General features: G+C 71.4%; 11 protein-coding genes. 7 read left to right on the top strand and 4 right to left on the bottom strand.

Going from position 1 to position 15,912, the window contains the following annotated elements; genetic code table 11:
* Window positions 1-186 precede the first annotated feature (186 nt).
* Window positions 187-1,059, top strand: coding sequence for a hypothetical protein (locus tag IEX84_RS04125; RefSeq protein WP_188870123.1), 873 nt, complete (start codon window positions 187-189; stop codon window positions 1,057-1,059).
* A 54-nt stretch (window positions 1,060-1,113) separates the two neighbouring features.
* Here the strand turns inward: IEX84_RS04125 and IEX84_RS04130 are convergent, their stop codons facing one another.
* Together IEX84_RS04130 and IEX84_RS04135 are read right to left on the bottom strand one after the other, a co-directional pair.
* Window positions 1,114-1,827, bottom strand: coding sequence for a DUF4396 domain-containing protein (locus IEX84_RS04130; RefSeq protein ID WP_188870126.1), 714 nt, complete (start codon window positions 1,825-1,827; stop codon window positions 1,114-1,116).
* Between the two features lie 93 nt (window positions 1,828-1,920).
* Window positions 1,921-3,249: a sodium:calcium antiporter gene (locus IEX84_RS04135; protein WP_188870128.1), complete on the bottom strand. Its 1,329-nt coding sequence runs from the start codon at window positions 3,247-3,249 to the stop codon at window positions 1,921-1,923.
* Between the two features lie 136 nt (window positions 3,250-3,385).
* Between IEX84_RS04135 and IEX84_RS04140 the strand changes: the two genes are divergently transcribed.
* Together IEX84_RS04140 and IEX84_RS04145 are read left to right on the top strand one after the other, a co-directional pair.
* Window positions 3,386-4,078 carry a hypothetical protein gene (locus IEX84_RS04140; protein ID WP_188870130.1) on the top strand — a complete coding sequence of 231 codons (693 nt, stop codon included), beginning with the start codon at window positions 3,386-3,388 and terminating at the stop codon, window positions 4,076-4,078.
* Window positions 4,075-5,361: a hypothetical protein gene (locus IEX84_RS04145; protein ID WP_188870132.1), complete on the top strand. Its 1,287-nt coding sequence runs from the start codon at window positions 4,075-4,077 to the stop codon at window positions 5,359-5,361. Before IEX84_RS04140 ends, IEX84_RS04145 begins: the two co-directional genes overlap by 4 nt.
* A 61-nt stretch (window positions 5,362-5,422) precedes the next feature.
* On the opposite strand, the gene IEX84_RS04150 is transcribed toward IEX84_RS04145, so the two are convergent.
* Both IEX84_RS04150 and IEX84_RS04155 read right to left on the bottom strand, forming a co-directional pair.
* A complete protein-coding gene (locus IEX84_RS04150) occupies window positions 5,423-6,382 on the bottom strand; it encodes an AIR synthase family protein (protein WP_188870134.1) in 960 nt (319 codons plus the stop codon).
* A 121-nt stretch (window positions 6,383-6,503) separates the two neighbouring features.
* Window positions 6,504-7,658, bottom strand: coding sequence for an alpha/beta hydrolase (locus tag IEX84_RS04155; protein ID WP_229732302.1), 1,155 nt, complete (start codon window positions 7,656-7,658; stop codon window positions 6,504-6,506).
* A gap of 227 nt (window positions 7,659-7,885) precedes the next feature.
* Here IEX84_RS04155 and IEX84_RS04160 point away from each other — a divergent pair, with 227 nt between their 5' ends.
* The 4 genes from IEX84_RS04160 (at window position 7,886) to IEX84_RS04175 (ending at window position 15,912) form a co-directional block, all read left to right on the top strand.
* Complete coding sequence (locus IEX84_RS04160) at window positions 7,886-9,508, top strand: BCCT family transporter (RefSeq protein WP_188870136.1); 1,623 nt, start codon at window positions 7,886-7,888, stop codon at window positions 9,506-9,508.
* A 112-nt stretch (window positions 9,509-9,620) separates the two neighbouring features.
* Complete coding sequence (locus IEX84_RS04165; protein ID WP_188870138.1) at window positions 9,621-11,828, top strand: hybrid sensor histidine kinase/response regulator; 2,208 nt, start codon at window positions 9,621-9,623, stop codon at window positions 11,826-11,828.
* A gap of 140 nt (window positions 11,829-11,968) precedes the next feature.
* Window positions 11,969-13,411 carry a ribonuclease H-like domain-containing protein gene (locus IEX84_RS04170; RefSeq protein WP_188870140.1) on the top strand — a complete coding sequence of 481 codons (1,443 nt, stop codon included), beginning with the start codon at window positions 11,969-11,971 and terminating at the stop codon, window positions 13,409-13,411.
* Entirely contained in the window at window positions 13,408-15,912 is a 2,505-nt protein-coding gene (locus IEX84_RS04175) for a DEAD/DEAH box helicase (RefSeq protein ID WP_188870142.1), read from the top strand. Before IEX84_RS04170 ends, IEX84_RS04175 begins: the two co-directional genes overlap by 4 nt.

Consider the following 15,912-nt stretch of genomic DNA (forward strand, 5'->3'; position numbering starts at 1 on the left):
CCGCCGGTTGTCCGACCCGGAAAACCGCGCTCGGGTGTTATACCGGTGGGCCGTCTCGGTGTCGACGTCGGCGGGCCGCCCGCCGATCCCTTCGGCCCTCCACGATTCCCGGGGCCGAGCCCGGGAACGTTTTCCGTCCCGGAAAGCGACCGGCGGGTTTCAACTGTCGACGGACGTACGGCCGGTATGGACCTCCCGATACGTCGCACGCTCTCCACCGGGCTCTCCTTCGCGTTCACCCGCCCCGGGGCCCTCCTCGTGGTCGCGTTCGCGCTCGCGTCCGCGGTGCAGGTCGGACTCGTCTACGCCCTCGCGACGGCGTACGTGCCGATGTCGGTACCGGGGACCCCGCCCGCCGCGGCCCCGACGCCCGGCACGTCGCTGCCGCTCTCGATCGCCGTCGCCGCGGGGTCGCTCGGCGTCGTCACCGGCGGGCTCTTGACCGCGCCGGTGCAGGTCGTCGCCGCGCGCGTGATGGTCGCCGATCCGCGCCGCCGACTGCCCGACGAGCTCGTCTTCCACCGACTCGGGTGGGCGTCGCTCAACACGCTCGCCGGCGGTCTCGGTCAGCTCGTCCTGTTCCTCTGTTTCGAGGCGCTGACAATCGGGCTCGTCGGCTACGCCGTGCTCCGATACGCGCCCCGGGCGGTTCTCCGACTCACCGCGGTCGCGTCGCCGCGAGTCGTCGTCTTCGTCGCGTTCGCCGTCCTGAGCCTCCCCGCGTTGTTCGTGATGGTGTCGTTCTCGTTCGTCCCCCACTCCATCGCGCTGCGGGACCGGAACGCCGCGCGCGCGTTCGTCGAGAGTTGGCGGACGACGCGGGGGAATCGGCTGCGAATCCTCGCCGTCCTCCTCGGGCCGATGGCGGCGCAACTGCTCGTGAGTCAGGGGATACAGGTGGCGTTCCCCGACCCCACGATGACGAGCGTCGTCGCCATCCAGGCGGTCTCGCTCGTCGTGGGGGCCGTCGTCGCCGTCCTCAACACGACGCTCCTCACGCGGGCGTACCTCTCCCTCGGCGACGGCGTCCCTCCACTCGGCGGCTGGCAGTGGGAGTGAGGGGGGACGGCGAGCGAAGCGGCTGCGATGGCCGACAGGTCATCCCCGGCGACGCTACCCATCGTCCATCGTCGCCGGATTCCCCATCCCCTCCTTGACGCCGGCGCGGATGAGGAGGAGGTTCACCGAGTAGGCCGCGAGGAAGCCGAGCGAGAGGGAGAGCGCGAGCGCCGACCAGAACAGCGCGTCGCCCATGGTGGCCTCGGAGGCGAGCAGGACGTCCGCGCCGATGGCCACGACCTCCATGACGGTGATCGACGGCGTCTCGCTGTAGAGGGCGTCGCGCAGCGCCTCGCGGAGCCCGACGCCCTCCTGCACGAGCGGGCCGACGGTGAGCGCGTAGCCGAACAGGTAGGCGAAGCCGAAGGTCGCGGCCGCGACCCAGCCGACGGAGAGCGCGAGGACGCCCTGCGCGAGGGTGACGCCGACGACCTCGCCGGCGCCACACCCGGAGTAGCAGTGCGCGGTCGAGCGCACGCCGCGGCGCCACGGCGAGTCGTGGGCGATCTGCGTCCGGCCGGCGTACCAGTAGAGCGCGAGGCCGAACGGCCCCGAGTACGCGACGACGAGCGTCCACACGCCCTTCATCAGCGACGGGAGGGCTCGGTTTCGCGCGCGAACGTCCCACCAGAGGACGGCGAGCGAGCAGCAGACGGCCAGCGCCCACACGGCGAGCACGCGCGTGTCGGAGAGGACGGGAATCAGCGCCTCGCGCGCCGGCGCGAGCGCGCGTTCGACTCCGGCGAGAATGGGAATGGCGAGAACCATGGGGTCCGTCGTGGCCGGTCCCTACCGGCGGCCCGGACAACGGCGTTTCGGCCGCTCGGTGACACGGCGCGCGACGTGCGCCCGTGTCTCACCTCACCTCCCGCCACCGAGGAGCGCGCCGCGGGCGTCGCGCAGCGTCGTGCGGAGGAGGCGCTGGACGCTGTCCCGTCGCAGGTAGAAGAGCGCGCCGCCGAGGACGAGGTAGACGGCGGTGTAGGCGTAGAGAATCGTGATGCTGACCTCGGTCGCGGCGGGTTCGGCGTACGTCCGAATCACGTAGAACTCCGCGAGCACCTGCGTCGAGAACAGGGTGAGGAGCGCGACGGCCTCGCGGGCGTCGATTTCGAAGTTCGTCAGGATGGCGATGGCGAAGAAGCTCTGGGCGGCCGTCACCCAGATTTCGACGGCCTGCTTCGTGTCGAAGGGGAGCGCGCCGATCGCGCCCGCGGAGATGGAGTAGACGACGGCGAGCGTCCCGACGAGGAGCGTCCACTGGTTGAGCTTCGAGGAGATGAGCGCGTTGAACCCCGCGGTCGAGCGCGCCTTGTTGACGAGGTAGGCGACGACGACGAGCTCGGGGCTCTCGGAGGCGAGCGGCGCGACCCACTGTATCATGAAGAACTCGGGGACGCCGTACTGCAAGCCGAGGGTCTCCAACCCCTCCGCGAACGGGTGGACGGCGGTAAAGATTATCGCGCCGGAGAAGGCAAAGCCGACGAGCACGAGCGCGACCCGCGGAAGCCGCGGGTAGTTCTGGAAGTACGCGGGGACGCCGACGTGGGCCTCCGGCTCCTCGACGTCGCCGCGGACGACGATGAGGAGGTAGCAGACGTAGAGGCCGACGAGGAAGAGCGTGTCGAGCGGGCCGATACCGCCGATGGGGACGACGAAGGCGTACGCCGTCGCGGCGAGGAGGAACGTGATCTCGATGGCGATGCTCCGGTCGAGCGTGACGGCGTCCGCGAGGAACCCCTCTCGTTTCTCGACGGCGCTGTCCTCGGCGCTCTTCGCCCGGTAGATGCTGAACAGGGCGATACCCGCCCAGCCGAGGCCGATGAGGATGCGGTTCGCGCCCGTCATGTTCGCGATGGCGAGGTTGGCGGCGTCGGCCGAGCCCGCCCCGGCCTGCCACGCGTAGAGGGCGTCGACGGCGTACTCGGGCGCGACGGCGAGCACCGCGAGGACGGCGATGGCGAACGCCCGCGGGACGTCCTTCTCGGCGGTCTCGGCCGCCCACGCGAGGAGGAACGCAGCACCGAGGATGGCGACCCCGGCGACGAGCACCGCCGTCCCGGCGGCGACGTTCTCGCCGACGTGGACCGCACCGTAGCCGCCGTAGCTCACGGCGAGCCAGAGCCACGGCACGGTCAGGAGGAGCGTGAGGACGACCGCGGCGAGCGGATGTCTGAGTCGAGAACGCATTCGGACGGGCGGAGGGCCCCCGGCCACATAAGCGACGAGGATGCCGCCGCAGCCGACGCCCGAACCCCCGTCGGGCGCACGCGGCGGGGACGCAAGCGCTTTGTTCGTCGCTTCGCACAGCATCGGGTGGTCCCTCATGGTCCCTCCCACGCGACGACGACGACTCCTCCACGTAGCCGTCGCCGGCCTCGGCGGATTGGCCGGCTGTAACGGACTGTTCGGCGGCTCCGCCGAGTCCTCCCGCACCGTCGAATCGGGCGGCGAGCGAACGCACGACCCGGCGGACACCGTCGTCGATCCGCCGATGGTCCGCCGCCGGGTCGACGCGGACGTCCCGCCCATCCGCCCGCCGGACTTCGAGCGGGAGCGCGCCGACGGGAGCGCGCGCGAGCGGTTGTCCTTCGGCGCCGGATACGCGGTCGTCGACTCGCGGTCGGCGGCGGCCCGGCTCGATGCGGACGACGAGGACGGAGCTGTCGCCGCGTTCGTCGACGCGACGGAGTTCGAGCGCGAGACGCTGTTCCTCCAGACGCGGCTCGTCGCGGCGTGTTACCGCCTGCGCCTCTGTCACGTCTCGTGGGGGCCGGACGAGATCGAGACGGAGTACGTCCGGCGGCTCAGGCCGTACGATGAGCGCTGCGCGAGCGACGCGCAGGTCTTCGAGTCCCGGCTGATCCGGCTCCCGGTCGCCCTCGACGGGGACGCTATCAACTCCTTCGCCACGGGCGTCGGCACCGGCGGGTGCGGGCACGGAGCGAGAGGTGCGTCCGGCGCCGAGCGCGACGCATCGGCGGACGCCGCCGGCTCCGCGGGAGGTGACGGGCGGTGAGCGACGGGCGGGCGGCGACGCGCCGCGGTTTCCTCGCGGTCGTCGGCGGGAGCACCCTCGCCGGCTGTAGCGGCCTCGACCGCCTCGGGAACGACGGCGAGTCGGCGCCGACCGTCTCGGCGTACCGCTTCCGCGACGCGGCCGACGACGAGTCGACCCCGGTGGTCGCCGAGTCGATCCCGGTCGAGATAGAGGCGTCGGCGCTGCGCGCGCGCTCGCGCCGCGTCGACGACCTCCTCGGGACGGTGCCGATCCCGCTCGACGCGGGGCGGCTCCCGAACGGCGTGATCCGCGAGCGCCTCCTGGACGCGGCGGACGACGCGACGACGGCCGGGCAGCGCGCACGGTCGGCGCGAACGCGCTTCGAGGCGCTCCGACACCTCTCGCGGGCGCGCGAGCGAGCGCGATACGCGGCGGCCGGCTGGGCGTACGTCGAGACGAACCGGACGGAAGCGACGCTCCGCGCGGCCCACCGACGCGCGCGTGACGACGCCCGGACGCTGCGGGCGGACCTCGCGTATCGCGGCGCGGACCCGGTCCGCGCGGCCCTCGTCTACGCGCGGGCGGAACGGCGTCTCGCGGTCGTCGCCGACTCCGCTCCCGCCGTCCACGAGTCGAGCCCGCTCCTGCGCGTCGCCGAATGGGGGGAGCGGGCCGAGTCGGCGCGCGCGAGCACCGACGACGCGCGCTACCTGCTCGCCCGGTACGCGGCGTCGCTCCCGGACGACGCGGGGACGGTCGAAAACGCACTCACCGCGGCGGCGGACGCGCTCGCCGACGACCTCCGGGAGCGGCGCGCGGCCCTCCCGTCCGAACCGAGCGGGGACGACCGCGACGAGTTCGGCTGGCGGCTCCGCGGCCGCCTCCGCGACGACGTCGAGTCGGGCGTCCGGCGGCTGTCGGACCCCGTCGGCCCCGCTCGCGCGGTCGTCGACGCCGTCGGGGGGTTCGCGGCCGCCGGCGCGTACGAGCGCGTCCGGTCCCGACTCGACGGGGACGGGGGCGCGTACCGCGTCGAGGACGCCGCGGACGTACGCGAAGCCCGCCAGCGCGCGCTCGACGCGATTCGGAATGCGCTCGCGGAGAGCCCGCGGCCCGCGCTCGCCCGTCCGACGCTCGCGGACGCGGCGATGTCCGTCACGTACGCCGACGACTCCCTCGCCGGTTACCGCGGGGACGTGCGGGTGCGACGCCTCCACGACCCCCTCCGTCGGTACGCCGCCGCGGCCGCGCGGGCCGAAAGCGTGCCCGCCGCGTGCCGGCGGGTCGTCGCCGCACTGTGAGCGGCCGCGACCCCGACGCGAATCCGCGCCGGGACGGCAATCGCTCACCCTCCGGTACGCGTTACTCCAGTAGCTCGTAGACCTCGTCCGTCGGCGGGGCCTCGAACCGCTCGCCGTCGAGGCTGACACCGGCGTCGCCGTCCGCGACGGTGCCGACCACGGCCGCGTCGATTCCGGCGTCCGCGCACGCGGCGAGGACGGCGTCGCTCTCGTCGGACGGGACGGCGGCGAGCAGGCCGCCCGAACAGAGGACGCGCAGGGGGTCGACGCCCGCGGCCTCGCAGAGCGCGCGGGTCTCCTCGCGCACCGGCACGTCGTCGCGCGCGACGTCGATGGTGACGTCGGCGGCGAGCGCGAGGTCGACGAGACCGGCGAGGACGCCGCCCTCCGTCGGGTCGTGCATCGCGTTCGCGTGCGAGCGGACGGCCGCGGCGTCCGGGATGATGCTGACGTCGTCGAAGAACGCGCGAGCGCGCTCGACCGTGTCGTCGTCGACGCCGTCGAGGTGTTCGCGGTAGTCGGTGGCGAGCACGCCGGTCGCCTCGATTCCGGCGGCCTTCGTGAGGACGACGTCGTCGCCGGGTTCCGCGCCGGACGTCGGAACGAACGAGTCGGCGCGCCCCAGCGCGGTCATGGAGACGAGCGGCCGGTCGAGGCCGACGACGCTCTCCGAGTGGCCGGCGACGACCGACTGGTCGAGGTCGCTCGCGGTCTCGTCTATCTGACCCACGACCTCGCCGAGCAGGTCGGTGTCGTGCTCGGGGAGGAGGACGGTCGAGGTGAGGTAGCGGGGGTCGCCGCCCGCGGCCGCGACCGTATTCGTGACGATGGTGACGGCGAGCTGACCGATGCGGTCGGCCGCCATCGATATCGGGTCGGTGCTGACGACGAGGGTCTCGTCGCCGACCTGCACGCCCGCGGCGTCCTCGCCCGGCCCCGGTCCGACGACGACGCGCTCGTCGTCCGCGCCCGTGCGACCGTACACTTCGTCGAGAAGTTCGTCGGCGCTGAACTTGCTCATACGACCGTGGCGGCCGGATCGCGGTTGATACTTGTGGCCGGCAGCGCGTGGGAGCGCACGGGAACGACGCCACGAGCGATGGACCTCTCGATAAACTATCACTCGCTCGCCTATTTTTTGGTCAGTCGTGGATGGTACGGGCGAGAAAATCGGTCATCGCCTCGGGTCCAGCTGGGGCCCGACCCGCGACGAGGTCGCCCGAGATCGACGTGTCACTCGTATGAGTATGGGTGACACGAACGGTCTGCTTAATCGTCGGGTCGGTGATAAGGTCATCAAAGAAGAACTCGTGGCCGAGCTCGTGGAGAAGATAGAGCGTTGCGTCCACACCCGCATCCTGAAGCGATTCATAGAGGATGACGTCCTGCAGATACGGGACGACCCTGTCCTGTAGACCATGCATCATCTGCATGGGTGGCGTGCCCTCGTCCACGTAGGTGATCGGGTTCGCACGCTCGACTTTCGCTTCGTTCTCCGTAATCTGTCCTCCGAGGAGGAGTGACTCCGGGGAGTTCGCCGCGTTATGTGAGATAACGCCCGAGACCCCCTCACGCTCAAACTGGTCCTGCATCCGAAGAAAGTCCGTCGGCGTGAACCACAGCATCGCCGCTTGCACGGTCCCGGACTGCTCGGTCGCCACGGTGGGAGTCGTCTGCTCGTCAGTATAGACGTCACCAGCAACGTCCGTAACGTCATCAACGGTCGCGGTAAGCGCCGCGAGGTGCGACCCTGCCGAAGTGCCCCAAACAGCGACCTGATCGGCGTCGTAGCCGTACTGACCAGCGTTCGCACGGAGCCAGCGGACCGACGCCTTTGTGTCGAGTATCTGCGCCGGAAACGTCGCTCTGGGTGTTGGATTATCCGGGTCCGGCTCCAGCGCGGGCTCCATTCCGTCGGGAATCTCGGAGAGCCGATAGTCAACGGTGGCAACGGCGTACCCCGTCTCGGCGAGTCGCCGAAGCATCGCCGTATCTTCCTTCCGTGTACCGGCTATCCAGCCACCGCCGTGGAAATACACCAAGAGCGGGGGGTCAGACTCGGTTTGCGGGACGTAGAGATCCAGTTTCAACGCCCCTTGCCTGCGTTCGGCGTACGTAAGTCCCTCGTAGGCGGTAATATTCGATGAGTTGGTCGATTCGCCCGGCGTCGTTGATGATCGATTCGTCGTCTCGTCGTCGCCCAGCGACGAACAGCCGGCGAGTGCGAGTGTGGTCGCGACGCCACCGACTTGGGTGAGATATTGTCGTCGGGAAAACCTCGGTTCTTGTCCAGTCACGACACTAACACTATATTATTCCATATTAATCATTTTGGTTACGGTGAACTTCGTATCTGAGAATGGTCGAACAAAATTCTGTTATTTTGGCCTTGCTGTGACAAGAACACCCCACAGTCACACAGCGCCGTTGAATTGCCGGGTCGAACCCAGTGTGTGGACTGAAAATCTCGGTTACGATGCCGGGGTTTTAACCGCGCGCCCGGGGAGTGTGCGAGCGTTCTACGATGTCACGGTCGCCACGCCGCGCGCTCGCGGAGTTCGCCGAGGAGGTGGACGTCCTCCCCTTCGTCGCGGGCGCGTCGATATCGCTGTTGTTCGTCGCCGTCACCGCGCTGTACACGGAGACGGTCTCGACGCGGCTGACGACCGCGTACGGCGCCGTCGGGCGCGGGCTCTCGTGGCTCTACCTCGCCAGCGGCTTCCTCCTCGTCGTCCTCGCCGCCGTCCTCATGTGCAGTCGCTACGGTCGGCTCACGCTCGGCGAGGGCGACCCCGAGTACAGCTACGTCTCGTACGTGGCGATGTTCTTCTCCGCGGGGTTGTCGGCGGGCATCGTCTTCTTCGGGCCCGTCGAGGCCCTCCTGCACTACCAGACCGTCCCGCCGTACTTCGCGGACGTCGCGGGCGGGACGGAGGCGGCGATGGTGCCCGCGCTGGCGACGACGTTCTTCAACTACGGCATGACGGCGTGGGGCGGCTACCTCGCCATCGGCCTCCCCGTCGCGTACTACGCCTACAACGAGGGCGCGCCGTTCCGCGTCTCGACCGCGCTCCTGCCGCTGCTCGGCCGCGACAACCTCGACGGCGTCGTCGGGCGGACCGTGGACGTCCTCGCCGTCGTCGCCACCATCGGCGGCGTCGCCACCGGCCTCGGCTTCATCGCCACCCAGCTCCTCACGGGCGTCACGTACGGGACGGGCGTCGAGTTCGGGCCGGCGGCGACCGTTCTGGTCATCGTCGGTATCACGGTCGTCTTCACCGTCTCGCTGCTCGCGGGCGTGAACCGCGGCATCCGGCGGCTCTCGGACTTCAACCTCGCGCTGATGGCGCTCTTGCTCGCGGTGACGTTCGTCTTCGGGCCGACGCTCGACGTCCTCAACGTCGGCTCGACGGCGCTCGGCGTCTACCTCGCGCGGTTCTTCGAGATGAGCCTGTTCACGGGCGCGACCGGCGGCGCGGGGTACGTGAGCGCGTGGCCGGTCTTCTACGTCTCGTGGTGGATCGCGTGGGCCCCCTTCGTCGGGTTGTTCCTCGCGCGCATCTCGCGCGGCCGGACGATACGCGAGGTGCTGTTCACGAGCCTCGTCACGATGACCGGGGTGTCGGTCACCTGGTTCACCGTCGTCGGCGGGACGTCGATGTGGCTCCAGCACGCCGGCGTCGCGGAGATACTCGACCCGGTCGGACGCCTCGGAAACGGCGTCGCCGGCTACGCGCTCTTCGGCGCGCTCCCGCTCGGCGACCTCTGGAGCGCGCTGTTCATGGTGCTCGTCGTGACGTTCTTCGCCACCTCGGCGGACTCCTCCACGCTCTCCGTGGCGATGTTGACCACGGGCGGGGCGGAGAACCCCTCCGCGCTCAACCGCCTCTTCTGGGGCGTCCTGCAGGGCGTCGTCGCGGCGATCCTCGTCGTCCTCGGCGGCGCGAGCGCGCTGCGCTCCTCCGTCATCGTCACGGGCGCGCCGTTCGCCGTCATCTGCGTCGTCGCGTTCGTCTGCTTCCTCCGGCGACTCGGCCGCGACGCCGACCCGCTCGTGTTCGGACCGAACCGGACGTGGTTCCGCGCCCCGGACGATGCCGGGCGCACCGCGGGCGAGAACGGCACGAGCGGGGCTAACGACGACTGACGGGCGCGCGTCGCGCGTCGTCGGACGTCGTCACGCGTCGCCTCGACTTCACGGTACGTTTTAGCCGCTGGACGGCGTAGCGGGCGGTGAACGACTCTATCGAGAGCAGTCCATGTTTCCCGCAGCCCCCATCCGGGTCCTCTACGTCGACGCCCGGTCCGAGGTCGCCGAAACGGTCGCGGAGCGTCTCGAACGCGAGGATGAACGTTTCGCCGTCGAGACCGTCCCGAACGCGTCGACGGCGCTCGCTGTCCTCGCGGAGCACGCCGTCGACTGCGTCGTCTCCGAATACGACCTCCCCGAGTGCGACGGCCTCGACTTCCTCGACGCCGTCCGCGCCGACCACCCCGACCTCCCGTTCGTCCTCTTCACGGAGACGGGCAGCGAGGAGATAGCCAGCCGCGCGATTACGGCGGGCGTCACGGACTATCTGCGAAACGAGGACGGCGACGAGCAGTACGTCCTCCTCGCCAACCGCGTGGGACACGCCGTGGAGCGCCGACGGGCGACGGTCGAGCGCCGCGAGAACGAGCGCCGTTTCGAGGCCGTTTTCGAGGACCCCGAGATGCTCGTCGGCCTCCTCGCCCCGGACGGCACCGTCCAGCGCGTCAACGGCACGGCGATGTCGTTCGTCGACGCCGAGCGCGACGACGTGCTCGGCGCGCCGTTCTGGGAGACGGCGTGGTGGGACCCGGACGACGCGGCGAGGGTGCGGTCGTGGGTCGAACGCGCCGCCGCCGGGGAGTACGTCTCCTTCGACGCGGACGGTACCGACGCGCGCGGCGAGCCGTACAGCGTCAGCGGGACGATTCGGCCCGTGACGGTCGAGGGCGAAGTCGTCTCGCTCATCGCGTCGGCGCGCGAAATCACGGAGCGCCGCCGACAGCGCCGCGAACTCGAAGCCGAGCAGGCGTTCGTCGACCAGGCGCTCGACACGCTCACGGACATCTTCTACGTGCTCGATACGTCGGGGCGCGTCGAGCGCTGGAACGAGCGCCTCGGCGAGGTGACGGGCTACGACGCGGACGACCTTTCGGGGACGCTCGCCACGGCGTTCTTCGACGACGAGGACGCGGCGCGCGTCGCCGCGGCAATCGAGGAGACCTTCCGAACCGGGGAGGCGACGGTCCGCGCGGACGTCGTCACCGTGGACGGCGAGGCCATCCCCCACGAACTCACGGGCGCGCGCCTGACGGACGCGGACGGCGAACTCGTCGGGCTCGTCGGCGTCGGGCGCGACCTCACGGAGCGCCGCGCCCGCGAGCGCGAGATCGAGCGGATGCGCGACCTCCTCGAACGGACGGAGCGAATCGCGGACGTCGGCGGCTGGGAGATCGACCCGGAGACCCGGGAGGTCTTCCGGACCGAGGGGGTGCGCGACCTCTACGGGGTCGAGACGGCCGACACCGTCCCGCTCGAAGCGGCGCTCGACGTCTACCACGAAGCGGACCGGGAGACCGTCGCCGAGGCCGTCGAGGCCGCCCTCTCGGACGGCGAGGCGTTCGACGTCGAAGTGCGGTGCGTGCGCCCGGACGGCGAGACGCGCTGGGTTCGTCTCCAGGGCGTCCCCGAGACGGCGGACGGGACGGTCGTCGCGCTCCGCGGCGCGATACAGGACCGAACGGCGCAGCGGCGCTACGAGCGCGAGCTCGAACGGCAGAACGCCCGCCTCGACGAGTTCGCGAGCGTCGTCTCGCACGACCTGCGGAACCCGCTGCAGGTGGCGGACGGCTATCTCGACCTCGCGCGCGAGGAGTGCGACAGCGACCACCTCGACACCGTCTCGGGCGCGCACGACCGGATGTCCGCGCTCATCGACGACCTCCTGACGCTCGCCCGTGACGGCGAGGACGCGACCGCCCGCGAGCCGATTTCGCTCGGCGGGTTCGTCCGGGAGTGTTGGGAGCACGTCGACACCGCGGACGCGACGCTCGACGCGGCCGTCACGGGAACGGTCCGGGCGGACCGGGGACGCCTCCAGCAGCTCGTCGAGAACCTCTTTCGAAACGCCGTCGAGCACGGTGGCGAGAGCGTGACGGTCACGGTCGGTCGCCTCGACGACGGCTTCTACGTCGCCGACGACGGGACCGGCATCCCGCCGGACGTCCGCGCGGAGATCGGCGAGGACGGCCAGGTCTCGACGTCGCGGGGACCCGGTCTCGGCCTGCGCATCGTCGGGCAGGTCGTCGCGGCGCACGACTGGGCGTTCGAGGCGACGGAGAGCGAAGCGGGCGGCGCGCGCTTCGAGATTACCGGTGTCGAGTTCGACGACGCGGCGGCCGACGACGGCGCGACCGACGACGCGGCGGTCGACGACTGAAGGTGGGCCGAAGGGGACACGAAGGGGATGCGGGTGCCGCCATCGGCCGGACGCGTTCCCCGCGCCACCCGCAGTTCACGCGTCACCCGTCGGCCCTCCGGCGGTTCGTTTAAGCGCGTGCCGCTCCTCGGTGCGGGCGAATGGAGGCGTCCGTCACGCTCGCCGTCTATCCGGCCGCCGCGCTCGGTGCACTCACCGACCGGGCGCTCCGGGAGTCGCTCGCGTCCCTCGACCCGGACGCCGTGCTCGCCGAGCGCCCGCGGGACGGCGCGCGACTCGACGCCGTCGCCGGCGACGCCCGCGTGCTCCGCGCGGCCCGCCTCGATACCGGGGTCGTCGCCGGCGACTCCGGTCCGCAGCTCGCGTGCGTCTCGACGCCGCGGGGTCTCGGGACCCTTCGGGGCCACGAGGAGCGGGGCGACCTCGACGCGGCCAGCGAGACGTACGTCCTCTCGGACGCGCTCGCGGTCGACGTCGACCTGACGGCGCTGGAGACGACGCTCGACGGCCGCGCGGCGTACGAGGACGCACTGCGCGAGGCGGCCCTCGACGGCTCGTACACCCACCTGACGACGAACGCGGACCCCGGCTATCGGAACGACTGGGACGGCCTCGCCGTCGCGGGCGTGTGGCCGGGCGCGAGCGAGACGAGCGCGACGCCGTCGGCCCGTCTCGCCGCCGTCTCGCTCTACGGCGACGGCACCGTGGCGAGCGAGACGTACGACCCGGGACGCTTCGGCCTTCGCGGCCTCGACGGGGTCGGACCGACGCGCGCGGCGACGCTGCGCGAGGCCGGCTACGAGACGAAGGCGGCCGTCGCGGCGAGCGACCCCGGCGACCTCCAGGCGTGCGAGGGCCTCGGCGCGACGACGGAGCGGACGATACGCTACAGCGCGAAGGCCCGACGCGAGGGCGTCGCCTACCGCACCTCCGCGGAGCGCCTGCCGGGCAACGACCCCGTCTTCATCGACATCGAGACGGACGGGCTCAGCCCCACGATGATATGGCTGATCGGCGTCTACGATAGTCGCACCGAGGCGTACCGCTCCTTCCTCGCCACCGACCCCGAGGCGAAGGGGCGGGCCGTCGCGGCGTTCGCGGAGTGGTACGCGACCCACGCGTGCGACCGGCCGCTCGTCGCGTACAACGGCGAGCGCTTCGACTTCCCGCACCTCGACGAGCATATCGAGCGCTACTGCCCCGAGCACGCCGACGCGTGGCGCGACGCGTGGACGTTCGACCTCCTCTGGTGGGCCTCGACGCGGGACAACGCGGTCCTCCCGGGGACGACGAACGCGCTCGGCGACGTCGCGGCGGCGCTCGGGTGGGAGGACGCGAACACCGGCCTGAGCGGCGCGGTCGTCGGCCAGCGCTTCCGGCGGTGGCTCGCAAACCCCTCGCGGGCGACCGAACTCGACTGGGAGCGCCACGAGCGCTACTGCGAGGACGACGTGCGTGCTCTCGCGTACGTCTACGAGGCGGTGCGCGACGCGGACCCCGTCCCGGGCGTCGCGCACAGCGACGGCCCGCGCGAGTCGGCGGCGACGACGACCACGCAGGGGACGCTCGGTGATTTCGGATGAGCGAGGACCGACTCGCCCGGGAGCTGACGCCCGCGGCGCTCGAAGCGACGTACCCCGACGCCGAGCCGGACCAGCTCGCGCACACCGAGACCGTCCCCGCGGCGGCGGCCGAGACCGTCCCGCCCGGCGACGTCCTCCCCGACGGGCTCGCGGACGCGCTCGATCACGACCTCTACTCGCATCAGGCGGCGGCGCTCGAGCGACTCCGAGACGGCGAGAACGTCACCGTCGCCACCTCGACGTCGTCGGGCAAGACGCTCGTCTACGCGCTCTACTACGCGCTGTTGAAGCGACGCGACCCGGACGCGCGGGCGCTCTTTTGCTACCCGACGAAGGCGTTGAGCGCCGACCAGGAGCGGGCACTGAACGACCTGTTCCGTGACCTCGGTGTGGACGCGAGCGCGGAGACGTACGACGGCGACACGAAGGCCGAGCGCAAGCCGCTCATCCGGGCGAACCGGGACGTCGTCGTCACGAACTTCTCGGGGGTCAACCACTACCTCTCGAACCACGCGAAGTGGCGCGACGTCTACGCGAACACCGACCTCGTCGTGATAGACGAGTCGCACACGTACACGGGCGTCCACGGGATGCACGTCTCGTGGGTGCTCCGGCGGCTCCGGCGCATCCTCGATCACTACGGCTCGACGCCGCAGTTCGTCTGCACGAGCGCGACCATCGGCAATCCGGGGGAACACTCGGAGGCCCTCGTCGGCCACGAGTTCGGCGTCGTCGAGCGCGACGGGAGCCCGCGGGGACGCCGCGACATCGCGTTCTGGCTGCCGCGGCGCGACGACGACGAGGGCGGAAAAAGCGGGGTGGGCGGTGGACGCGGAAACGGCGGTGGCGGCACGGGCGTCGGCGCGGGCGACGCCCCGACGGACGCGGACGCCCCGACCGCCCGGAAGCGCGCGGGCGCGGAAGCCGCGAGCGTCGCCGGCCACCTCGGGCTCTCGGGCGTGCAGACGCTGGCGTTCCTCCGGTCGCGTCAGGGGACGGAGATCGCGGCGAAGCGGGCGCGCGAGGCGGCGCGGGACCACCCGTTGGACGCGCGCCTCGACGCGAAGCCGTACCACGCGGGGCTGAGCAAGCAAAAGCGCCGCGCGGTCGAGAACACCCTCAAGAGCGGCCGGGCGGACGCCGTCTTCACGACGAGCGCGCTCGAACTCGGAATCGACGTCGGCGGCGTGGACGCGACCGTGCTCGCGGGCTACCCCGGCACGCGCCAGTCGTTCTGGCAGCAGATCGGGCGCGCGGGCCGCGGGACGTCGGACGCGCTCTCCGTCTTCGTCCCGCGGCGGGACGCCATCGACCGGTACATCCTCGACGACCCGGACTACCTCCTCGGCGACGAGATCGAGGACGCGGTCGTCGACGTCTCGAACAACCACGTCTACGCGCGCCACGTCCGCTGTGCGGCCGAGGAGCTCCCGCTGACCGCCGCGGACGCGACGTGGTTCGGCCCGCGCGAGCGCCTCGAACGCGCCGTCTCGGTCTGGCGCGACGCCGGCGAGTTCGTCGGCGACCTGGAGCGCGGCGCGCAGTACGACGGCCGCCCGCGCCCGCAGGCCTCGATCTCGCTGTACGCGACGACGGACGTCGAGTACGAGGTGCGGCGGGTCGACGGCGACATCGACATGGAGCCCATCGGCCGCGAGCGGGCGTACCGCGACTACCACCCGGGCGCGCTCGTGCTGTACGACGGCGAACAGTACGAGGTCGTGGACCTCGTGGAGGACCGCCACCGGCCGTACGTCGAACTCGAACGCGTGCGGACGAACGAGTACACGACGACCGCCCACGAGAAGCGGATTCACGACGTCGAGGCGACGCGCTCGCGCGACCTCGGCGGGGGCTACTCGCTCCACGCCGGGACGGGCACCGTCGAGATCGACTACACGCAGTACCGCCGCCACGACATCGGCGACGGCACCGTGGAGGGGCCGTACCCCATCGACCTGCCGCCCATCGAGTTGCGCACGCACCTGACGTGGGTCGAACTCCCCGCCGACATGGAGCGGCGGGTCATCGACGCGCTCGGCCCGGACGCGCTCCTCGACGCGGACGGCGCGCCCGCCACGGACGCCGGGTGGACGTTCGCGGGCGGCCTCCACGGCGCGGAGCACGGGATGATAAAGCTCGCGCCGCTCGAACTCCGCCTCGACAACTCGGATATGGGCGGGCTCAGCACGCCGATGCACGCCGAGACAGGCGCGCCGACGTGGTTCATCCACGACGCCGTGGAGGGCGGCGTCGGCTTCGCACACAGCATCTACGACCACTTCGAGGGCGTCGCGGCGAAGACCCGCGAGCGCGTCGCGCGCTGCGACTGCGCGGACCCGACCGGCTGTCCCTCCTGTCTGATGTCCGCCCAGTGCGGCAACGACAACGAACCGCTCCACCGGGGCGCGACGACGGCGGTCCTCGACGCCGTGCTCTCGCGCCTCGACGCCGCGGGCGACGGCTCGGAGTCGGAGGGCTCACACGCCCGCGACGCGTAG

The sequence above is a fragment of the Halarchaeum rubridurum genome, from assembly GCF_014647115.1.
Taxonomy (GTDB): domain Archaea; phylum Halobacteriota; class Halobacteria; order Halobacteriales; family Halobacteriaceae; genus Halarchaeum; species Halarchaeum rubridurum.

Excerpts from the sequence above, each read along its gene's own strand:
- IEX84_RS04125 (WP_188870123.1), top strand. The coding sequence starts at position 187 with ATGGACCTCCCGATACGTCGCACGCTCTCCACCGGGCTCTCCTTCGCG.
- IEX84_RS04130 (WP_188870126.1), bottom strand. The coding sequence starts at position 1,827 with ATGGTTCTCGCCATTCCCATTCTCGCCGGAGTCGAACGCGCGCTCGCG.
- IEX84_RS04135 (WP_188870128.1), bottom strand. The coding sequence starts at position 3,249 with ATGCGTTCTCGACTCAGACATCCGCTCGCCGCGGTCGTCCTCACGCTC.
- IEX84_RS04140 (WP_188870130.1), top strand. The coding sequence starts at position 3,386 with ATGGTCCCTCCCACGCGACGACGACGACTCCTCCACGTAGCCGTCGCC.
- IEX84_RS04150 (WP_188870134.1), bottom strand. The coding sequence starts at position 6,382 with ATGAGCAAGTTCAGCGCCGACGAACTTCTCGACGAAGTGTACGGTCGC.
- IEX84_RS04160 (WP_188870136.1), top strand. The coding sequence starts at position 7,886 with ATGTCACGGTCGCCACGCCGCGCGCTCGCGGAGTTCGCCGAGGAGGTG.
- IEX84_RS04165 (WP_188870138.1), top strand. The coding sequence starts at position 9,621 with ATGTTTCCCGCAGCCCCCATCCGGGTCCTCTACGTCGACGCCCGGTCC.
- IEX84_RS04170 (WP_188870140.1), top strand. The coding sequence starts at position 11,969 with ATGGAGGCGTCCGTCACGCTCGCCGTCTATCCGGCCGCCGCGCTCGGT.
- IEX84_RS04175 (WP_188870142.1), top strand. The coding sequence starts at position 13,408 with ATGAGCGAGGACCGACTCGCCCGGGAGCTGACGCCCGCGGCGCTCGAA.